The 16,705-nt window shown below is 68.0% G+C and carries 18 protein-coding genes; 8 read left to right on the forward strand and 10 right to left on the reverse strand.

The window, feature by feature from the left end; translation table 11 throughout:
* The first annotated feature begins 10 nt into the window (after positions 1–10).
* Both H7H34_RS03375 and H7H34_RS03380 read left to right on the forward strand, forming a co-directional pair.
* Positions 11–994 (forward strand): branched-chain amino acid ABC transporter permease, encoded by a 984-nt coding sequence (locus H7H34_RS03375; protein WP_120268533.1) that lies wholly within the window; start codon positions 11–13, stop codon positions 992–994.
* Positions 995–1,181: 187 nt separating this feature from the next.
* Positions 1,182–2,381 carry an ABC transporter substrate-binding protein gene (locus H7H34_RS03380; RefSeq protein WP_120268534.1) on the forward strand — a complete coding sequence of 400 codons (1,200 nt, stop codon included), beginning with the start codon at positions 1,182–1,184 and terminating at the stop codon, positions 2,379–2,381.
* A gap of 127 nt (positions 2,382–2,508) precedes the next feature.
* Here the strand turns inward: H7H34_RS03380 and H7H34_RS03385 are convergent, their stop codons facing one another.
* Positions 2,509–2,994, reverse strand: coding sequence for an Rrf2 family transcriptional regulator (locus H7H34_RS03385; protein ID WP_120269218.1), 486 nt, complete (start codon positions 2,992–2,994; stop codon positions 2,509–2,511).
* Positions 2,995–3,658: 664 nt separating this feature from the next.
* Here H7H34_RS03385 and H7H34_RS03390 point away from each other — a divergent pair.
* From H7H34_RS03390 to H7H34_RS03410, 5 genes are read left to right on the forward strand one after another with little or no spacing between them, the layout of a single operon-like run.
* Positions 3,659–4,432 carry a TetR/AcrR family transcriptional regulator gene (locus H7H34_RS03390; RefSeq protein ID WP_371811348.1) on the forward strand — a complete coding sequence of 258 codons (774 nt, stop codon included), beginning with the start codon at positions 3,659–3,661 and terminating at the stop codon, positions 4,430–4,432.
* On the forward strand, positions 4,429–5,238 hold the full coding sequence (locus H7H34_RS03395; RefSeq protein WP_185924261.1) for an enoyl-CoA hydratase/isomerase family protein: 810 nt from the start codon (positions 4,429–4,431) through the stop codon (positions 5,236–5,238). Before H7H34_RS03390 ends, H7H34_RS03395 begins: the two co-directional genes overlap by 4 nt.
* On the forward strand, positions 5,235–6,773 hold the full coding sequence (locus H7H34_RS03400; protein ID WP_245164959.1) for an AMP-binding protein: 1,539 nt from the start codon (positions 5,235–5,237) through the stop codon (positions 6,771–6,773). The genes H7H34_RS03395 and H7H34_RS03400 overlap by 4 nt, the downstream gene beginning before the upstream one ends.
* On the forward strand, positions 6,770–7,153 hold the full coding sequence (locus tag H7H34_RS03405) for a MaoC/PaaZ C-terminal domain-containing protein (RefSeq protein WP_371811349.1): 384 nt from the start codon (positions 6,770–6,772) through the stop codon (positions 7,151–7,153). The genes H7H34_RS03400 and H7H34_RS03405 overlap by 4 nt, the downstream gene beginning before the upstream one ends.
* Positions 7,150–7,533 (forward strand): hotdog family protein, encoded by a 384-nt coding sequence (locus tag H7H34_RS03410; protein ID WP_185924262.1) that lies wholly within the window; start codon positions 7,150–7,152, stop codon positions 7,531–7,533. Before H7H34_RS03405 ends, H7H34_RS03410 begins: the two co-directional genes overlap by 4 nt.
* A gap of 99 nt (positions 7,534–7,632) precedes the next feature.
* Here H7H34_RS03410 and H7H34_RS03415 read toward each other — a convergent pair whose 3' ends face one another.
* The 7 genes from H7H34_RS03415 to H7H34_RS03445 form a co-directional block, all read right to left on the reverse strand.
* On the reverse strand, positions 7,633–7,845 hold the full coding sequence (locus H7H34_RS03415) for a cold-shock protein (protein ID WP_067220344.1): 213 nt from the start codon (positions 7,843–7,845) through the stop codon (positions 7,633–7,635).
* Positions 7,846–8,103: 258 nt separating this feature from the next.
* The gene (locus tag H7H34_RS03420; protein ID WP_185924263.1) at positions 8,104–8,928 is read right to left on the reverse strand and encodes an alpha/beta fold hydrolase; all 825 of its coding nucleotides are present in this window, start codon (positions 8,926–8,928) and stop codon (positions 8,104–8,106) included.
* Complete coding sequence (locus H7H34_RS03425) at positions 8,925–9,983, reverse strand: branched-chain amino acid ABC transporter permease (RefSeq protein WP_185924264.1); 1,059 nt, start codon at positions 9,981–9,983, stop codon at positions 8,925–8,927. Before H7H34_RS03425 ends, H7H34_RS03420 begins: the two co-directional genes overlap by 4 nt.
* Positions 9,984–9,990: 7 nt before the next feature.
* Positions 9,991–10,974: a branched-chain amino acid ABC transporter permease gene (locus H7H34_RS03430; RefSeq protein ID WP_208979843.1), complete on the reverse strand. Its 984-nt coding sequence runs from the start codon at positions 10,972–10,974 to the stop codon at positions 9,991–9,993.
* 41 nt (positions 10,975–11,015) lie between these two features.
* The gene (locus H7H34_RS03435; protein WP_185924265.1) at positions 11,016–11,741 is read right to left on the reverse strand and encodes an ABC transporter ATP-binding protein; all 726 of its coding nucleotides are present in this window, start codon (positions 11,739–11,741) and stop codon (positions 11,016–11,018) included.
* A complete protein-coding gene (locus H7H34_RS03440) occupies positions 11,734–12,525 on the reverse strand; it encodes an ABC transporter ATP-binding protein (RefSeq protein WP_185924266.1) in 792 nt (263 codons plus the stop codon). The genes H7H34_RS03435 and H7H34_RS03440 overlap by 8 nt, the downstream gene beginning before the upstream one ends.
* 164 nt (positions 12,526–12,689) lie before the next feature.
* Positions 12,690–13,886: a substrate-binding domain-containing protein gene (locus tag H7H34_RS03445; RefSeq protein ID WP_185924267.1), complete on the reverse strand. Its 1,197-nt coding sequence runs from the start codon at positions 13,884–13,886 to the stop codon at positions 12,690–12,692.
* Between the two features lie 271 nt (positions 13,887–14,157).
* Here H7H34_RS03445 and H7H34_RS03450 point away from each other — a divergent pair, with 271 nt between their 5' ends.
* Positions 14,158–14,499: a BA14K family protein gene (locus H7H34_RS03450; protein ID WP_185924268.1), complete on the forward strand. Its 342-nt coding sequence runs from the start codon at positions 14,158–14,160 to the stop codon at positions 14,497–14,499.
* Between the two features lie 104 nt (positions 14,500–14,603).
* Here the strand turns inward: H7H34_RS03450 and H7H34_RS03455 are convergent, their stop codons facing one another.
* Positions 14,604–15,863: a BaiN/RdsA family NAD(P)/FAD-dependent oxidoreductase gene (locus tag H7H34_RS03455; protein ID WP_245164961.1), complete on the reverse strand. Its 1,260-nt coding sequence runs from the start codon at positions 15,861–15,863 to the stop codon at positions 14,604–14,606.
* Positions 15,864–15,892: 29 nt separating this feature from the next.
* Positions 15,893–16,666 carry an FkbM family methyltransferase gene (locus H7H34_RS03460; protein WP_185924269.1) on the reverse strand — a complete coding sequence of 258 codons (774 nt, stop codon included), beginning with the start codon at positions 16,664–16,666 and terminating at the stop codon, positions 15,893–15,895.
* Positions 16,667–16,705: the final 39 nt, after the last annotated feature.

Below are 16,705 nucleotides of genomic sequence, written 5' to 3' on the forward strand. Positions count from 1 at the left end.
GTCGCGCGCGATGGAATGGCTCGGCTTCGTCAACTACGCCGTCTTCATGGCGATCTTCATCGGCATCTATGCGCTGCTGGCGCTGGGGCTGAACATCCAGTGGGGCTATACCGGCCTCTTCAACGCTGGCATCGCCGGCTTCTTCGCCGTAGGCGCCTACACCTCGGCGATCCTGACCACGCCCTTCGTGGACGGGCGCGTCGGCGGCTTCGATCTGCCGGTTCCGGTCGGCTGGCTGGGGGCGATGGTGGCCGCTGGCCTGATCGCCTGGCCCATCGGCAAGATCTGTCTGCGCCTGCGCTCCGACTATCTGGCCATCGCCACCATCGGCGTCGCCGAGATCATCCGCCTCGTCGTCAAGTCGGAAGGCTGGCTGACCAACGCCGCGCGCGGCATCACCAACATCCCGCGTCCCTTCGGCGATCTGGCCTACACCATGTCGCAGCTGGCCTATCTCGCCATCGTCGCCGGCGTGTTGCTCGTCGCCTACCTCTTGGTCGAGCGGCAGTTCGCCTCTCCCTGGGGGCGGATGATGCGTGCCATCCGCGACAACGAGGATGCCGCCCGTGCCATGGGCAAGGACGTGCCCTACCGGCGGCTCGAGGCCTTCATCTTCGGCTCGGCGCTGATGGGGCTGGGCGGTGCGCTCTTCGCCCATTTCAACCGCACGATCACGCCCGAGGCGATCGACCCGATGGTCGCGACCTTCCTCGTGTGGATCATGCTGATCCTCGGCGGGTCGGGCAACAATCGCGGCGCCATCCTCGGCGTTGCGGTGGTCTGGATCATCTGGTCCATGTCGGAGATCGTCACGGACCGTCTGCCGCACGAATATGCCGTGAAGGCCAAGTATCTGCGCGTCTTCCTGATCGGCCTGATGCTGCAGGTGGTGCTGCGCTTCCGGCCCGAGGGGCTTTTGCCCGAACCGCAGGGGAGAGGCCGCAAGCCGGACCCTGCGGCAAGCGGTGCACGCCCGCCGGCGGCGTCCGATTGAGGCTTGTGAGGGCGGCGCGTTTCGGTTGAAACTGCCGCCACCGGGCAGCCGGGCCTCCGGCTGCCGCAAGCGCGGAAGGCGCCGTTCCGGGCAGGGCCGCATGGCCCGCGGGGAGCGCCTGCCGCGAGACAGAGAACGGCCGGGGAGATTTCATCCCGGCCGGATAACCATAAGGTGGAGGTTTATCATGAGGACGTTCCGTATTGCCGCGGCTGCGGCTCTCCTGGGAGCGACGGCGCTCGCGGCGCCCGCCCATGCGGACGTGAAGATCGGTCTGCTCGGCGGTGTTTCCGGTCCGATCGCGGCGATGGCGCCGGCGATGATCGACAGCGCCAATCTCGCCATCAAGCAGGTGAACGATGCCGGCGGCGTTCTCGACGGCCAGAAGCTGGTCGGCGTGGTCGGCGACAGCGCCTGCAACCCGCAGAACGCCACCGACGCGGCCACCAAGGCGGTCAACATCGAGGGCGTCGTCGCCATCGTCGGCCCGCATTGCTCGGGCGCAGTGCTCGCCGCCGCCAACTCGGTGACGATCCCGGCCGGCATCGCCATCGTCACCCCGTCCGGCACCTCGCCGGAGATCACCTCGCTGCAGGACAACGACACCGTGTTCCGCACCGTGCCCTCCGACGACTATCAGGGCCGGGCGCTCGCCCGCACCCTGCTGGAGCGCGGCACCAAGAAGGTGGCGGTCGCCTATCTCAACAACGATTACGGCAAGGGCCTTGCCGAGTCGTTCCGCGCCGAGTTCGAGGAGAAGGGCGGCGAGATCGCCGGTTTCGCCGCGCATGAGGGCGAGAAGGCCTCCTACCGCTCGAACCTTGCGGATCTGGCATCCGGCGGCGCCGACACGCTGGTCATCCTCGACTACGGCGACGGCTCGGGCCTGACCATGCTGCGCCAGGCGCTGGAAAACGGCTTCTTCGAGAACTTCATCGGCGCCGACGGCATGAAGTCCGATGCGCCGATCAAGGAGCTCGGCGCCGAGAACCTCGAGACCTTCCTCGCCTCGGCTCCGGTCGGCGAGCAGTCCACGTCGCTGGATGCCTTCAGCAAGGCCTTCTCCGATGTCGGCGGCGACCCGAGCGCGATCTTCGTGACCACGTCCTACGATGCGGCCTTCATGCTGGCGCTCGCCATCGAGAAGGCGGGCGGCGACAAGGCCAAGGTGGCCGCTTCTTTGCGCGAGATCTCCAACGGCGAAGGCGAGCCGATCCTGCCGGGCGAATGGGCCAAGGCCAAGGAGCTGATCGCGGCCGGCAAGGCCATCGACTACAAGGGCGCGGCCGGCGACCACAACTTCGACGAGGCCGGCGACGTTCCGGGCGCCTATGCCCTGTTCAAGGTGTCAGGCAACGCGTTCGAGGTCGTCTCGGAGATGAAGTAAGCCTTCGTCCGACCGGGGCGCTCGCGTCCCGGTCGGATCCTCCCCTTGGCGGGGAGCGGAAACGCGAAACGGCGGCCCTGTGAGGGGCCGCCGTTTTCATTTCGCGGTCAGGAAATTGTTATGTGCCTCAGGCGCCGGCGCCCTGCAGGCTCGCCATCTTGCCGGAGGTGGCGATCTCGCCATCCATCTTCAGCAGGAAACGGATCTCGGTGCGGTCCTCGGCCAGCTCGGCGATGGTGTGGGAATCGAGCACCATCATGAACGCTTCCAGCGCCTCGTGCAGCAACCCGTTGAAGCCGCAGGACGTGATCAGCGGGCAGTCCTTGCGGCCCGATTCGAAGCACTCCGCGAGCAGGAAGCTCTCTTCCGCTGCGCGCACCACCTCGCCGACGGAAATTTCCGCCGCCGGGCGCGCGAGCAGGATGCCGCCGTTGCGGCCGCGCAGGGTGCGCACGAAGCCGCCGTCGACAAGAACCTTCAGGATCTTGAAGAGATGCGTCTCCGACATCTCGAAGCTGGCCGCGATATCCGCGACACGGCTCGGGGATCCGGGATTTGCCGCACAGTAGATGAGGGTGCGGACAGCGTAGTTGGTCTGCTGGGTCAGGCGCATGTGCATAGATATGCGGTGCCGGGGCGGGAACGTCAACGGCTTTGATGGAAAAACCTGACGATGCAATTCAACTTTTGCAACGCCTTTATGCCGCTACGTCGGATCGGGGTGGGGAGGGGACGGGAGAGTGAGGGAAGGGCAGTGTAGTCTACAGAATGCGAAATAATGCGAAGGCTGATGCGGCTCTCCTCCGCCCTGGAAGCCAATAGGCCCCGGATCTCGCGATGCCCGTCCGGGGTGACGGCAGAAGGGATGCGGGGCCGTGCCTCTGCCTCGGAAGGTCATCCCGGCCGCAGGCGAAGCCGGAGAGCCGGGACCCATTGGCACCCTCAGCCGGGGTGAGGCGGGAACGCATTGCCATCCCCAAGGCTGTCATACCTGCGAAGGCAGGTATCCAGTATCCGCCGGAACAGATGGTGGCGCCAAGCCAGCCGCCACCGGTGGTCCAGCGGCAGCGCCGAGGCTCGGGCAAAACCGTTCCGGGATTACTGGATCCCGGTCTTCGACTTCGCCGAAACCGGGATGACATCCTGCGGGTAGGGTTCACGTCGGAGGATCGTTTCCACCGTTCCCTCGCTCCATCCTCTCCCTTGCTTTGCGCTTGAAACTCGCTCCCAGAACATGAATAGTGATTCATAATTCATATTACACGGGGGGAGACGTCGTGGGCGAAGCGAGAACGGGCAGGGGCGCGGGGCAGGCCACAGGCCGCGGCACCGCCGCGCGTGGACGCAAGGCTCCGGCCGGGGCGGGCGTCGCCAAGCCGCGCGCGCCCAAGAATGACGCAACGGGAACTGTTCCGGCAAGTGCCGTCGCCACCGGCGGCGAGGAGGCCGCCTCCGGCATGCCGAAAACCGCGCGCGGTGCGGCCACCCGTCGGGCGATCCTCGAGGCTGCCGAGCGTGTCATCGGCCGTCAGGGCTTCAACGAGGCCTCCATCGGTTCCATCACCCGCGAGGCCGGCGTCGCGCAGGGCACATTCTACATCTATTTCGCCAGCAAGGACGAGGTCTTCTCCGAGCTCGTTGCCGAAATGGGCCGCATGCTGCGCCATGCGATCAGCGAGGCCACGTCCGGTTACGCGGACCGTCTTAAGGCCGAGCGCGAGGGCCTGCGCGCCTTCCTCGCCTTCGTCTCCGCCCATCCCGAGCTCTACCGTATCGTCCAGGAGGCGCAGTTCGTCGACCGCGACGCCTATCTCGCCTACTTCCGCACCTTCGCCGAAGGCTATCGCGAGGGGCTGGAGCGAGCCGCAAGCGCCGGCACCATCCGCCCCGGCGATGCCGAGATCCGCGCCTGGACGCTGATGGGCATCGCCCGCTCGCTCGGCGAGTTCCAGGTGGTGTTCGGCGGCGACATTCCGGTCGACACCATGGTCGATGTCGCCCACGACCTCATCGAGAACGGCCTGAAGGTCGGCGCAAGGGACGGCGAATGAGCGCCGCCGCTGCCGCCCCGGTGCATTTCGACCGGCGGGAGGATGCCGTCTGGCTGACGCTGGACCGTCCCGGGCGCGGCAATGCGCTGGTGCCCGAACTGCTGGCCGCCTTGCGCGAACGGATCGACGAGGCACGGCGGGCCGAGGCCCCGGCGCTCGTGTTGACCGGGCACGGCCGGGCCTTTTCCGCCGGCGGCGATGTTGCCCGCTTCGCCGAGCTTGCCCGCGACCGCGAGGCCCTGCTGCGCTTCGCGCGCGAGATCGTCGGCCCGCTCAATGCGGCGATCCTCGATCTTCTCGCCTTTCCCATGCCGGTGATTGCCGCCGTGAACGGTCCGGTCACCGGCGGCTCGGCCGGCCTGATGCTGGCCGCCGACATGGTGGTGATGAGCGAGGACGCGTTTCTCCAGCCCTATTATGCGCAGATGGGCTTTGCGCCCGATGGCGGCTGGACCGCGCTGCTGCCGGGCCGCATCGGCACCGCGCGGGCGCTGGAGGTGCAGTATCGCAACCAGCGCCTCACCGCCTCCGATTGCCTGCGCCTTGGTCTGGCGAGCGAGATCTGCCCGCGCGCCGAGCTGGAGGCGCGCGTCGCTGCGCTGACCGCCTCCCTTGCCGAAATGGACCCCGGCACCCTCGCCATGACCCGCGCCAATGTCTGGAACAGGGAGCGCCGGGCCGCCGCCGCCGAGGCGCTGGAGCGCGAGCTTCAGGGCTTCCTGGCGCTGATCGCCCGTCCCGAAACGCGGGCGCGGATGGAGGCCTTTCTCGCGCCGGCGATGCTGGCCGGGGAGGGGCGGCGATGATGTCCTGGGTCACCGACATGGCGGCCAAGCGCGCCGAACTGACGCCCGCGCGCGTCGCCTTCACCGACCACGAGACCGGCGTGCAGCTGACCTTCGCCGAAGTCGAGGCAAAGGCCAACCGCTCCGCCCGCGCCCTGCTGGCGCGCGGGATTGCCGCCGGCGAGCGTGTCGCCATCCTGAGCCACAATCATGCGGACTTCTTCGTCCTGCTCTTCGCCGCGCAGAAGACCGGCATCGTGCTGCTGCCGCTCAACTGGCGCCAGCCGCCGGCCGAGCTTGCGCCTGTCGTTGCCGCCTCCGGCGCGCGGCTGCTGCTGCATGACGGCGCAACGGCGGCGACCGCTCAGGCGCTTGCCGGTGATCTCGGGCTCGATCTTGTCGGCTTTGCCGATGCGCCCGTTGCGGGCGAGGCGCCGCATCTCGACGGGCTTGCCGCAGACCTTTCCTGGGCGCCGCTCGGCGACATGCGGGTCGAGGCCGGCCGGCCCTGGTACCTGCTGGCCACCTCCGGCACCACCGGCACGCCGAAACTGGTGATCCAGACGGCGGAAATGGCCTGGGCCAATGCGGTCAACTACACCCAGGCGACCGGCCTTTCCGGCACCGACCGCGCGGTCAACTTCCTGCCGCTGTTCCACACGGCCGGCATCAACCTGATGACCCTGCCGCTGTTCCTTGCCGGCGGCGAGAGCATCGTTCTGCGCAAGTTCGATGCCCCGGCGGTGCTGTGGTTGATCGGTGCCGGCCGTCTCACCGCCTTCTTCGGCGTGCCGGCGATCTACCAGGCGATCGCGCTGGAGCCGAGCTTTGGCGAAACGGACTTTTCCGCCCTGCGCTCGCTCGGCTGCGGCGGTGCGCCGATGCCCGCGCCCCTGCTTGAGACCTATCTGTCGCGCGGCGTCACCGTGTGCAACGGCATGGGCATGACCGAGACCGGGCCGACGGTGTTCCTGTCCGATCCGGACAATGCGCCGCGCAAGATCGGCTCCGTCGGCAAGGCGCAGATCCTCGTCGAGGTGCGCCTCGTTTCCGTCACCGGCGAGGTGGTCGAAGGGGAAGGCGAGGGCGAGCTGCAGATCCGCGGGCCCGGCGTCACGCCCGGCTATTTCGGCAATCCGCAGGCAAGCGCTGCGGCCTTCGCGCCGGGCGGCTGGCTGCTGTCGGGCGATGTCGCCCGCCGCGATGCCGACGGCTACTACTACATCGTCGACCGCATCAAGGACATGTACATCTCCGGCGGCGAGAACGTCTATCCGGCCGAGGTCGAGCGGGTGCTGGTCGCCCATGAGGACGTGCTCGACGCGGTGGTGATCGGCGTGCCGGACGAGAAGTGGGGCGAGGTCGGCGCCGCCTGGCTGATCGCCCGCCCCGGCGCGGCGATCGATGTCGCCGCGCTGACCCGTTGGTGCCGGGAACGGCTCGCCGGCTACAAGGTGCCGCGCAGCTTCCAGGTCGTGGACGACCTGCCGCGCACCGCCGCCGGCAAGGTGCAGAAACACATCCTGAGAACGCTGCATGGGGAGAGTGGCCGGTGACCACGGCAATGGACGAATGGACGGCGCGCTGGGTGCCGACACAGGCGGATTTCGACGCTTTCGCGGAACTGTCGGGCGACGACAATCCCATCCATGTCGATGCGGAGTTTTCGGCGCGCACCCGCTTCGGGCGCACCGTCTCGCACGGCATGCTGCTCTATTCGCGCCTCTGGGCCCTGCTGCGCCAGCGCTATCCGGAGCACCGCCACGCGGTGCAGGCGCTGATGTTCCCCAATCCCGCCTATGCGGAGGAGGAGCTGGAACTCGCCTTCTCGCAAGCCGGTACCGGCGAGGCCGGCGAGGTCGCGATCACCATTTCGCGGGTTGCAGACGGGGCACCCGTGCTTGTCGGTCAGTGCAGGCTGGAGGCGGGACGATGAAGCTGGACGTGGGACAGAGAGCCGAGGTGAGCCGCCGCTTCCCGGCATCGGATGCGGCCGTCTTCGCCGGTCTTGCCGGCATGGACACGCTCCCGCAGGAGGTGCCGCAGCCGCTGATCGGCGGGCTCTTCTCCTATCTGCTCGGCGTCCGGCTGCCGGGCTTCGGCACCAACTACCTGAAGCAGGAGATGCGGTTTCTCTCGCCCGCGGGCTTCGGCGAGATGCTGACGGCACGCGTCACGATCACGCGCCTGCGCCCGGAAAAGCACCTCGTGGACCTTGAGACCGTGTGCCTCGGCGAGGACGGGCGGCGCGTGTGCGAGGGCCGCGCGCTGGTCTATGTCGAGGATGTTGGGGTGAAGGATGTCGGGGTTGCCTGAGCGCGGCTCGCCGCGCGTTGCGCACCGCTCAACGAGAAACGCCGCCGGCGATGCCGGCGGCGTCAAAACCGGTTCCTTGCGGAACGGCTCGTCTCGTCGTTAGGCGAGCTCGAGCTGGGCGGCCTGCAGGCCGCGACCGCGACGGTCTTCCTCGGTCACGAAGGTGAGCGTGGTGCCCTCGGCCGGCACGGCCAGGCCCGAACGCTCGAAAGCGGTGATGTGGACGAACACGTCCTTGCCGCCCTCGGCCGGGGTCACGAAGCCGAAGCCACGATCATGGTTGAAGAACTTCAGGGTGCCGGTCTGGCGCATGGGAGAACTCCTGTCCCGTGTCGATAGTTAAGCGCAAGTAAGCGCGCTTGCTTGCGCGAGCGTGGCATTCAGAAACGGGAAAGGCAGTTCTGTTCGACAGAACCGGTCGACTGGACCAGGAAGCGCCGCATACCGAAACTTTCTTAACCGGGTTCGAATTTTCAAGCCCGCTGGGGCCGGTCCGAAAACCGACCGGGCGAAGTGTATGCGAAAACCCTCAGACCGGCAAGCCGTCGCCGCAGCGTCCGCAGCGGTTCGTTACGTGTCCGCAACACCTTGCACGCCGGCCCGGCTTTCGACGAGGCGTGCCAGCATGTCATTGAACCTGCTCGCTTCCTCCAGATGCGGCGAGTGGCCGGACCGGGGGAAGGTCTCGATGCGGGCATGGGCGAGATGCGCCGCCTGCCACTCGGCGGCGGCCAGGCTGTAGAGCTGGCTTTGCGCGCCCCGCGCCAGCACGACGGGCACGTCGATGCGCGGCGTCAGGGGGCGGAAATCCTGGGTCGTGAGCGAGCGCCACATGGCGGCGAGCAGCGGCGGGCTCGCCCTTCGCATCTCCCGTTCGGCGAAGTCGACGAGCTCCCGGGGCGCATCGGCGGCAAAGCTCCGCCGGGCGGTCGCCGGCGCCAGCAGCGGCCACTGGCCCTCGATGGCCTTGAGGAACACCGCGTTGCGCGGCCCGTCGAGGCCGTTCAGCGTACCCAGCGTCCAGTCGGGTCCGTTGATCACCCGCGGCGCCATGTCCTCCACCACCAGTCCGGCCAGCCGGCCGCTGCCGTGGCGCTCGATCATCGACCAGGCAACCAGCGCGCCCATCGACCAGCCGACCAGCACCGCGTTCGCGATGCCCTCTTGCTGCATCATTGCGGCGAGCGCATCCGCCCCCGCCTCGATGGTCGGCGCCACCGTGTCGCCGGTCTTTCCGTGGCCCGGCAGGTCGGGCGCGATCACCTCGGTGAGGCCGCTAAGTGCCTCCAGCTGCGGGGCGAAGAAGCCGCCATGGCACGACCAGCCGTGCAGCAGGATCAGGATGGGCACGCCCGGCCGGCGGCGGCCGGCCCGATGCAGATGCAGTCTGCTCATCCGCGGTTCCTCAGCCGGCCGACGATGCCGTCCGGGAAGAAATAGACCGACAGGATAAACAGCGTGCCGAGCCATAGCAGCCAGCGTTCGGGCGCCAGCATGTCGGGCAGCAGCGGCACGCCGCGCGTTGCCGCTTCGGCGCTGGCCATCAGGCTCTGCAGGTAGGTCTGGGCGAGGATGAAGAGGCTCGCGCCGATCACCGCCCCGTACATGGTGCCCATGCCGCCGATCACCACCATCAGGAGGATGTCGATCATGATCTCCATGGACAGGGTCGTCGCCGGTCCCGTGTAGCGGATCCAGATCGCCAGCAGCGCGCCGGCAAGGCTCGCCATGGCGGCGGACAGCACCGTCGCCGTGGTGCGGTAGAGCACGACCCGGTAGCCGATCGCCTCGGCGCGGAAGGCATTGTCGCGCACGGCCTTCAGCGTGGAGCCGAAGGGCGAGTTGACGATGCGCAGCATCACGAGGAACAGCACCAGGGCGCTGAAGAAGACGAGGTAATAGGCAAGCAGCCGCCCATCGAGGCGCACGTCGAAGATGCGCATGTCGGTCAGGCGGAAGGCCGGCGTCAGCTCGCGCGGGATCCGGTAGGTCAGCCCGTCCTCGCCGCCGGTGATCGACGACAGCTGGGAGACCAGCACGGCGAAGGCGCTGGCGACCGCCAGCGTGACCATGGCGAAGAAGATCGCCTTCACCCGCAAGGAGAACAGGCCGATGGCGAGCGCGAGTGCGCAGGACAGTGCCGTTCCGGCCAGCACGCCGATAAGGATCGCCAGGAACGAGGCCCCGAGACTGCCGAGCGCCAGCGCCACGCCATAGGCGCCGATGCCGAAGAACATCGTGTGGGCGAAGGAGACGATGCCGGTATAGCCGAGCAGCAGATCGTAGCTCGCCACCAGCACGATGAAGATGCAGATGCGCGCGGCCGTATCGAGCGGCTTGGTGCCGGGAAACAGGAACGGCGCGAAGGCAAGGCAAAGGCCGATTGCGACCAGCAGCAGCGCGAGCGGCCGGCTGTGCGGGCGGTCGCCGGAAAGGAGGGTGTCGATCATCTTGCGCCTACTTTGCCTTGACCACGGGGTAGAGGCCCTGCGGCCGCCACATCAGCACGCCGACCATCAGCGCGATGGTGGAGACCAGCGCCACCTTGGGCGCCAGGAACGCCATGTAGTTGGACAGGAGACCCACCAGCAGCGCGCCGATGAAGCAGCCCTCGATGGAGCCGAGCCCGCCGATGATCACCACGACGAAGACCAGCACCATGATCTCCGAACCCATATGCGCGGTGATCGTCTCCTGATAGAGGCCCCACATGATGCCGCCGAGGCCGGCAAGCGCCGATCCGGCCATGAACACCAGCAGGAACAGCCGGTTGATCCGGTAACCGAGCGCCTCGACCATTTCGCCGTTTTCCACCCCGGCCCGCACCAGCAGGCCGAGCTTGGTCGCCCGCAGCACGTGGCGCATGGCGACGAACAGCACCAGCCCGATGGCCACCGCCAGCATGCGGTATTTCTCGATGGCGGCCTCGCCGACGATGAACGAGCCCTGCAGCGAGGGCGGGCGGGCGACATGGATCGCATCCGGCCCCCAGACCACGTGGATCAGCTGCTGGGCGACGATCAGTCCGCCCATGGTGACGAGGATCTGCTTCAGGTGGTGGCCGTAGACCGGCTTGACGATCACCCGCTCGAAGGCGAGCCCGAGTGCGCCCGTCACCGCCATGGAGGCGAGGATCGCCAGGAACACGGCGGCAAGGTTCAGCACCACGGCCGGGTTCTGCGTCCAGCCGGACAGCCAGGCGAGCACCGTGAAGCCGACGAAGGCGCCGACCGAGACGAAGGCGCCATGGCCGAAATTGATCACGTCCATCAGGCCGAAGACGACGGTGAGCCCCGAGGCCATGATGAAGATCATCAGCCCCATGGCGAGCCCGGCGACCGTCAGCGTCAGCCACACGGACGGATCGCCGACGGCGACAAGCCCGGCGAGGGCCAGCACCGGCGCCAGCAGCAGCGGCGCCGCCTTGCCGAGCCGTTCCATTGCCGTCGGCCCCACCAGGCGGGGGCGGATCGCGGTTTCGCTCACTGGTGCACCTCCAGGCTGAGGCCCATCAGCTTCTCCTGCAGCGACGCGTCGGCGGCAAGCTCCGCCATCGCGCCCGCATGGACGATGCGCCCGTCATCCATCACCGCCACCGTGTCGCCGAGCGCCGAGGCCATGGCGAAGTTCTGCTCCACCAGCAGGATGGTGGTGTCGGTGTCCTTCAACTCTTTCAGCGCTGCCGTCATCGCGGCGATGATCGCCGGCGCCAGTCCCTTGCTCGGCTCGTCGATCAGGATCAGCCGGCGCGGCTCGATGATCGCGCGGGCGACCGAGAGCATCTGCTTCTGCCCGCCCGACAGCGTGCCGGCAGCCTTGTCCCAGAACGTGCCGATGGGCGGAAACAGCTCCTTGATCCAGGCAAGGCGCCTCTCGTCGAACGGCCCGCGCGTGGCGGCAAGGCGCATGTTCTCCGCCACCGTCAGGTCGGCGAAGATGCCCATGTTCTCAGGCACATAGGCAATGCCCGCCCGGGCGATGTCGGGGGTTGCCAGCGTCTGGATCTGCCGCCCGTCGAAGGTGATGGTGCCGCGGCTCGCCTTCCACAGGCCCATGATGGTGCGCAGCGTCGTCGACTTGCCGGCGCCGTTGCGGCCCAGCAGCATGGTCACCCCGCCGCGCGGCACCGCGAAGCTCACCTCATGCAGGATGTGATAGGGGCCGATATGGGTGTGGACGCCCTCGAGCGTCAGCAGCGCGTCAGCCATGCGCGGTCTCCGTTGCGGCAGCGGTATCCGGCGCCTTGCCGAGATAGGCTTCCTGCACGATGGCCGAGCGCATCACTTCGCCCGGCTCGCCGTCGGCGACCAGCGCGCCGTTGTGCAGCACGACGATGCGGTCGGCCAGGGTGCGGATCACGTCCATCTTGTGCTCGACCAGGAGGATCGTGCGGTCCTTGTCGGCCTTCAGCTCGCGGATCAGGTCGAGGATCACCGGCACCTCGTCGACGCTCATGCCGGCGGTCGGCTCGTCGAACATCAGCACCTGCGCGCCGAGCGCGATCATCAGGGCGACCTCCAGTTTGCGCTGGTCGCCATGCGGCAGGGCGGAGACGGTGACGTCGCGCTTGTCGGCAAGCCGCACCTCGGAGAGCACGTGCTCGGCCCGCTCGATCAGCTCCACATGCGAGCTGGCCCGCGAGAACAGGTCGAAGCCGCGTCGCGCGCGCGATTGCGCCACCAGCCGCACGTTCTCGCGCACGCTGAGGCTGGGAAACAGGTTGGTCAGCTGGAATGCCCGGCCGATGCCGCGCTCGCAGCGGTCGGCGACGCCAAGGCGCGTGATGTCCTCGCCGTTGAGCCGCACCGTGCCGGCGCTGGCCTTCAGCTGGCCTGAGACGAGATTGAAATAGGTGGTCTTGCCGGCGCCGTTGGGTCCGACGATGGCGGTCAGCGTGCCGCGCTCGAAGGCGCAGGTCACCGCGTCGACCGCGACATGGCCGCCGAAGCGGATCGTCAGGTCCTCGGTCGCAAGAACGGGCGGTTCGCGCATGAGGGCTCGGCTCCGGGAAAGGGCGCGGGAAAGGCTCGGTGTCGGAAAGTTCGGGCGGCCCGGCCGCGGCGAAGGGGCCGGGCCGCCTCGCGTGGCGGAATTTGAAACACGCTTTGGGAGTGCCGCCGAAACGACGCGTGTTCCAAACCCGCCACGCCAGAGCGTCAGCGCGTGTTGCGGATCGGGATGTTCATGTCCTCGATCTTCAGCTCGCGCACCAGTTCCGGAATGCCCCACTCGACCTCCGGGTCGACCCGGATCTTGAAGTGGTACATGGACTGCAACGCCTGGTGATCCTCCGCGCGGAAGGTCATCGTGCCCTTCGGCGTTTCGAAGGACATGCCCTCCATCGCCGCGATCAGGTCTTCCGTATCGGTCGAGCCGGCCTTGCGGATGCCCTCGACGACGGCGATGGCGGCCGACATGCCGCCGGCGGTGAAGAAGTCCGGCGGCGAGCCGTGGCGCTTCTCGTGCTCGGAGACCAGCCAGTCGTTCGCCGGGTTCTTCGGGATGTCGTGGTAGTAATAGGTGGCGCCCTCCATGCCCGGCAGCGCCTTGTAGGCCTTCATCGCCGCCAGGATGTTGCCGCCGGTGGCGATCTCGATGCCGAAGCGCTCCGGCTCCATCGCCTTGATCTTGCCGATCGGGTTGTTGGCGCCGGCCCAGATCACGAACAGGAACTTGCGTCCCTCGATGTCCTTCATCGCGTCGAAGATGCGCTGGGCGCTGGCGGTGAAGTCCTGGGTGTCGGTCGGGGCGTATTCCTCGAAGGCGAGCTTGGCGCCAGTATCGGCCAGCGCCTCGCGGAAGGCGGCGACGCCGTCGCGGCCGAAGGCGTAGTCCTGCGCCAGCGTGGCGATGGTGACGCCGTCCTTGCCGAGCGCGACCGCATTGGCGATGGCGTCCTGCGAGGAGTTGCGCCCCGTGCGGAAGACGTAGCGGTTCCAGTTCTCGCCGGTGATGGAATCGGCCACCGCCGGCTCGACCAGGAGCAGCTTGCCGTATTCCTCGGCGACCGGCAGCATCGCCAGCGCGACGCCCGAGGACACCGGCCCGACGGCCAGATGCACGTCGTCGTCGCCATAGGCCTCGGCCAGCGCGGCGCGGCCGATATCCGGCTTCAGCTGGGTGTCCTTCTCGATGACGACGATCTTGCGGCCGTCGATCTCCATCGTGCCGTCGGTCGCGTATTCCAGCCCCATCATGAAGCCGATATGCGACTGCTTGGCATAGGCCTCCAGCGCGCCGGTCTTGCCGTAGACATGGGCGATGCGGATGTCCTCGGCCTGTGCCCCGGCGCCCAGCGGCGCGGCGGCAAGGGCTGCGGCGAGCAGCGCGGCCGCGGTGGCATGTCTGATCATGGTGTCCTCCCTGTGGCGCGGATCGCGGGCCGCTCCTCCAGCCCGCCGGTCCGTATCGCCGTCGTTATATGACGCATGATTCATGTTTCATGTCAATTCAGCCGGGCGGCAGCCCTCGCAGGGCCGCGAAGAAGGTGGCTCCCGGGATGCGTCATCCCGTGATCGCCATCACAGTTGTCTTGGCAAAACCCGTCTATCTTCTGATCATGGACGCAGGGAAAAGCGGCGTCATAGGGATCAGTAAGAAGCATCAAGCAGAGGGAATGAAGTCATGTTCAAGAAGATCGCAGCCACAAGTCTTGCAGTCGCCCTGACCGCCGGTGCGGTTCTGGCATCCGGCACCACCGGCGCCGAGGCCAAGAAGGGCTGGCACCACAATAACGGCTGGGCCGCCGCCGGTGGGTTCGTTGCCGGTGCGGTGATCGGCTCCGCCCTGTCGCAGCCGCGCTACTACGAGCCGGCCCCGCGCTACGAACCGGCCCCGGTCTATTATGGCCGCCCGGCCCCGTGGACGCCGGAATGGTACAGCTACTGCTCGTCGAAGTACCGTTCGTTCAACCCGGACACCGGCTACTTCCGCACCTATTCGGGGCGCTACCAGTTCTGCCGCTAGTCACCCGAAGCTGAAGTTCGCCATACCAGGCGGAACACCCCTAGCTGGGGATCTGAAGAGGGCCGGCCTTTGCCGGCCTTTTTCCGTTTTGCGAAGGGGAGGGGCTACCGGCCAACCAGTGTCCGGGCGATGCCGTCCGCTGCCGCAACGCCGCTGGCGAAGGACGCCTGCAGCAGGTAGCCGCCTGTCGGGGCTTCCCAGTCGATCATCTCGCCGGCGACATGGACGCCCGGCAGCTTGCTGAGGCCGAAATCCGCGCCGATCTCGCTCCACGCGATGCCGCCGGCCGTGGAGATCGCCCGGTCCATGCCGGAGAACCCCGTCGCGGTCAGCGCCAGCCCCTTGATGCGGCGGGCAAGTTCGAGCGGGTCGCTGGTGCGCTCGCCCGTTTCCCACAGCAGCGCGATGGCGCTTGGGGGCAGGCCGGCCACCTTGCGCAGGTGATTGGAAAGCGACTGCTTGCCGCGCGGGCGCGCAAGCCGCACTGCCAGATCCGCCTCGCCGAGATCCGGGCGCAGGTCGAGCAGCAGTTCCGCCGTCCCGTTTTCCTCGAAGGCTGCGCGCAGTTCCGCCGACAGCGCGTAGACCGCGCCGCCCTCCAGCCCGCGCGCGGTGATCATCGCCTCGCCGGCAACGCGCGTATCGCCGACGCTTGCCGCGATTCGCTTCAGCGGCGTTCCGGCGAAGCGCTCCTTCAGCAGCTCCGACCAGTCGATGAGAACGCCCGCATTCGCCGGCGTCAGCGGCGTCACCGCCACGCCGTGCCGTGCGATCGGGTTCACCCAGCCGCCGTCGCTGCCGAGCCGCGGCCAGCTCGCCCCGCCGAGCGCCAGCAGTACCGCATCGGCCTCGATGTCCTTTGTCCCGTCCGGCGTTTCGAAGGAGAGGCGCCAGCGCGCGGGCGCTTCCGCGCTCGCCTCCAGCCCTGTCTTCTCCAGCCCCGTCCAGGTCCAGCGTGTGTTGAGCTGCACGCCGCGCGCGGCGAGCCGCGCCAGCAGCGCCCGCACCAGCGGCGAGGCCTTCATCTGGACCGGAAACACCCGTCCGCTCGAACCGACGAAGGTCTCGATGCCGAGCTCTGCGCACCAGGCTCTCAGCGCTGCCGGGTCGAAGGCGGCGATCGCCGGCGCCAGCTGCGCTTCCGCGTCCCGGTAGCGGGAGAGGAAGACGGGCATCTCCTCGCCATGGGTGAGGTTGAGCCCGCCGCGCCCGGCCATCAGCAGCTTGCGCGCAGGCGAGGGCATGCGCTCCGCGATGGTGACGGCAAGGCCTGCTGCCGACAGCCTGTCGGCGGCGATCAGCCCGGCCGGCCCGGCGCCGACGACGACCACCTGCGGGACCATCCGCGTGCCGTTCTCGCTCATTGTTGTGTGTCCCGTTTCGGCCCGCGCGCTCAGCGCAGCGGCGCCCGGCCCTTGGAGAACAGGAAGCCGCGCTTGGCCTCGAACAGCCACAGGCCGAGCTTTGCCAGCAGCTTCACGTCGCCGGCGGGCAGCAGCGACTTGCGCCCGACGCGGGTGAGATTGAAGCCGCGGAAGGTCTGGAACACCCGGCGCGTCATGCCGAAGGTCTTGTGGAAGCGCGGGTGCCCGCCGGCCGCAAAGCGCGGATGGAACGAGACGAAGCAGTCGACCCGCTTGCGCTGCAGGAGCGGTGCCAGCATCGGCGCCACGTCGTATTCCGCGCCCTCGATGTCCATCTTGATGAACAGCTTGTCGTTCGGCCCGATCATCGCGGCGATCTCCTCGATGGAGATGCAGTCGACGTCGAAGGTCACGCTCGCGTCCTTGTGCACGAAGGAGGACATCGAATCGCCCGGCGCGGTCTTGGCGGCCATCTTGCGGCTGCCGCTCTGCGTCCACACCGCCTTGCGCAGAACCGTGACCTTGTCCTTGATCGCCGGGTTGAGCGCGAGATTGGCCTCCAGTTCGTCGGCTGCCGCCGGGTCCGGCTCGAAGGCGATGACCTTGCGCGCCCGCTGCGCCTCGTAGAGCACGGTCGGGCCGACCCAGGCGCCGAAGTCGAGGCAGACGGTGTCCTCGTCGACGCAGGCGTCGAGAATGTCGTAGGTCGGCTTTTCCCAGTTGCCGTTTTCCGCCTGCCGCCAGAAGCCGGGGCGCGCATCGTTCACCTGGAAGGAAATGTCGCGGATCGTCACGCTATGCATCTGGGTGCCACCGGCTCTCTTTATCTATATGTGTCCTGC

Origin of the sequence: Stappia sp. 28M-7 (assembly GCF_014252955.1) — a bacterium.
Classification (GTDB): domain Bacteria; phylum Pseudomonadota; class Alphaproteobacteria; order Rhizobiales; family Stappiaceae; genus Stappia.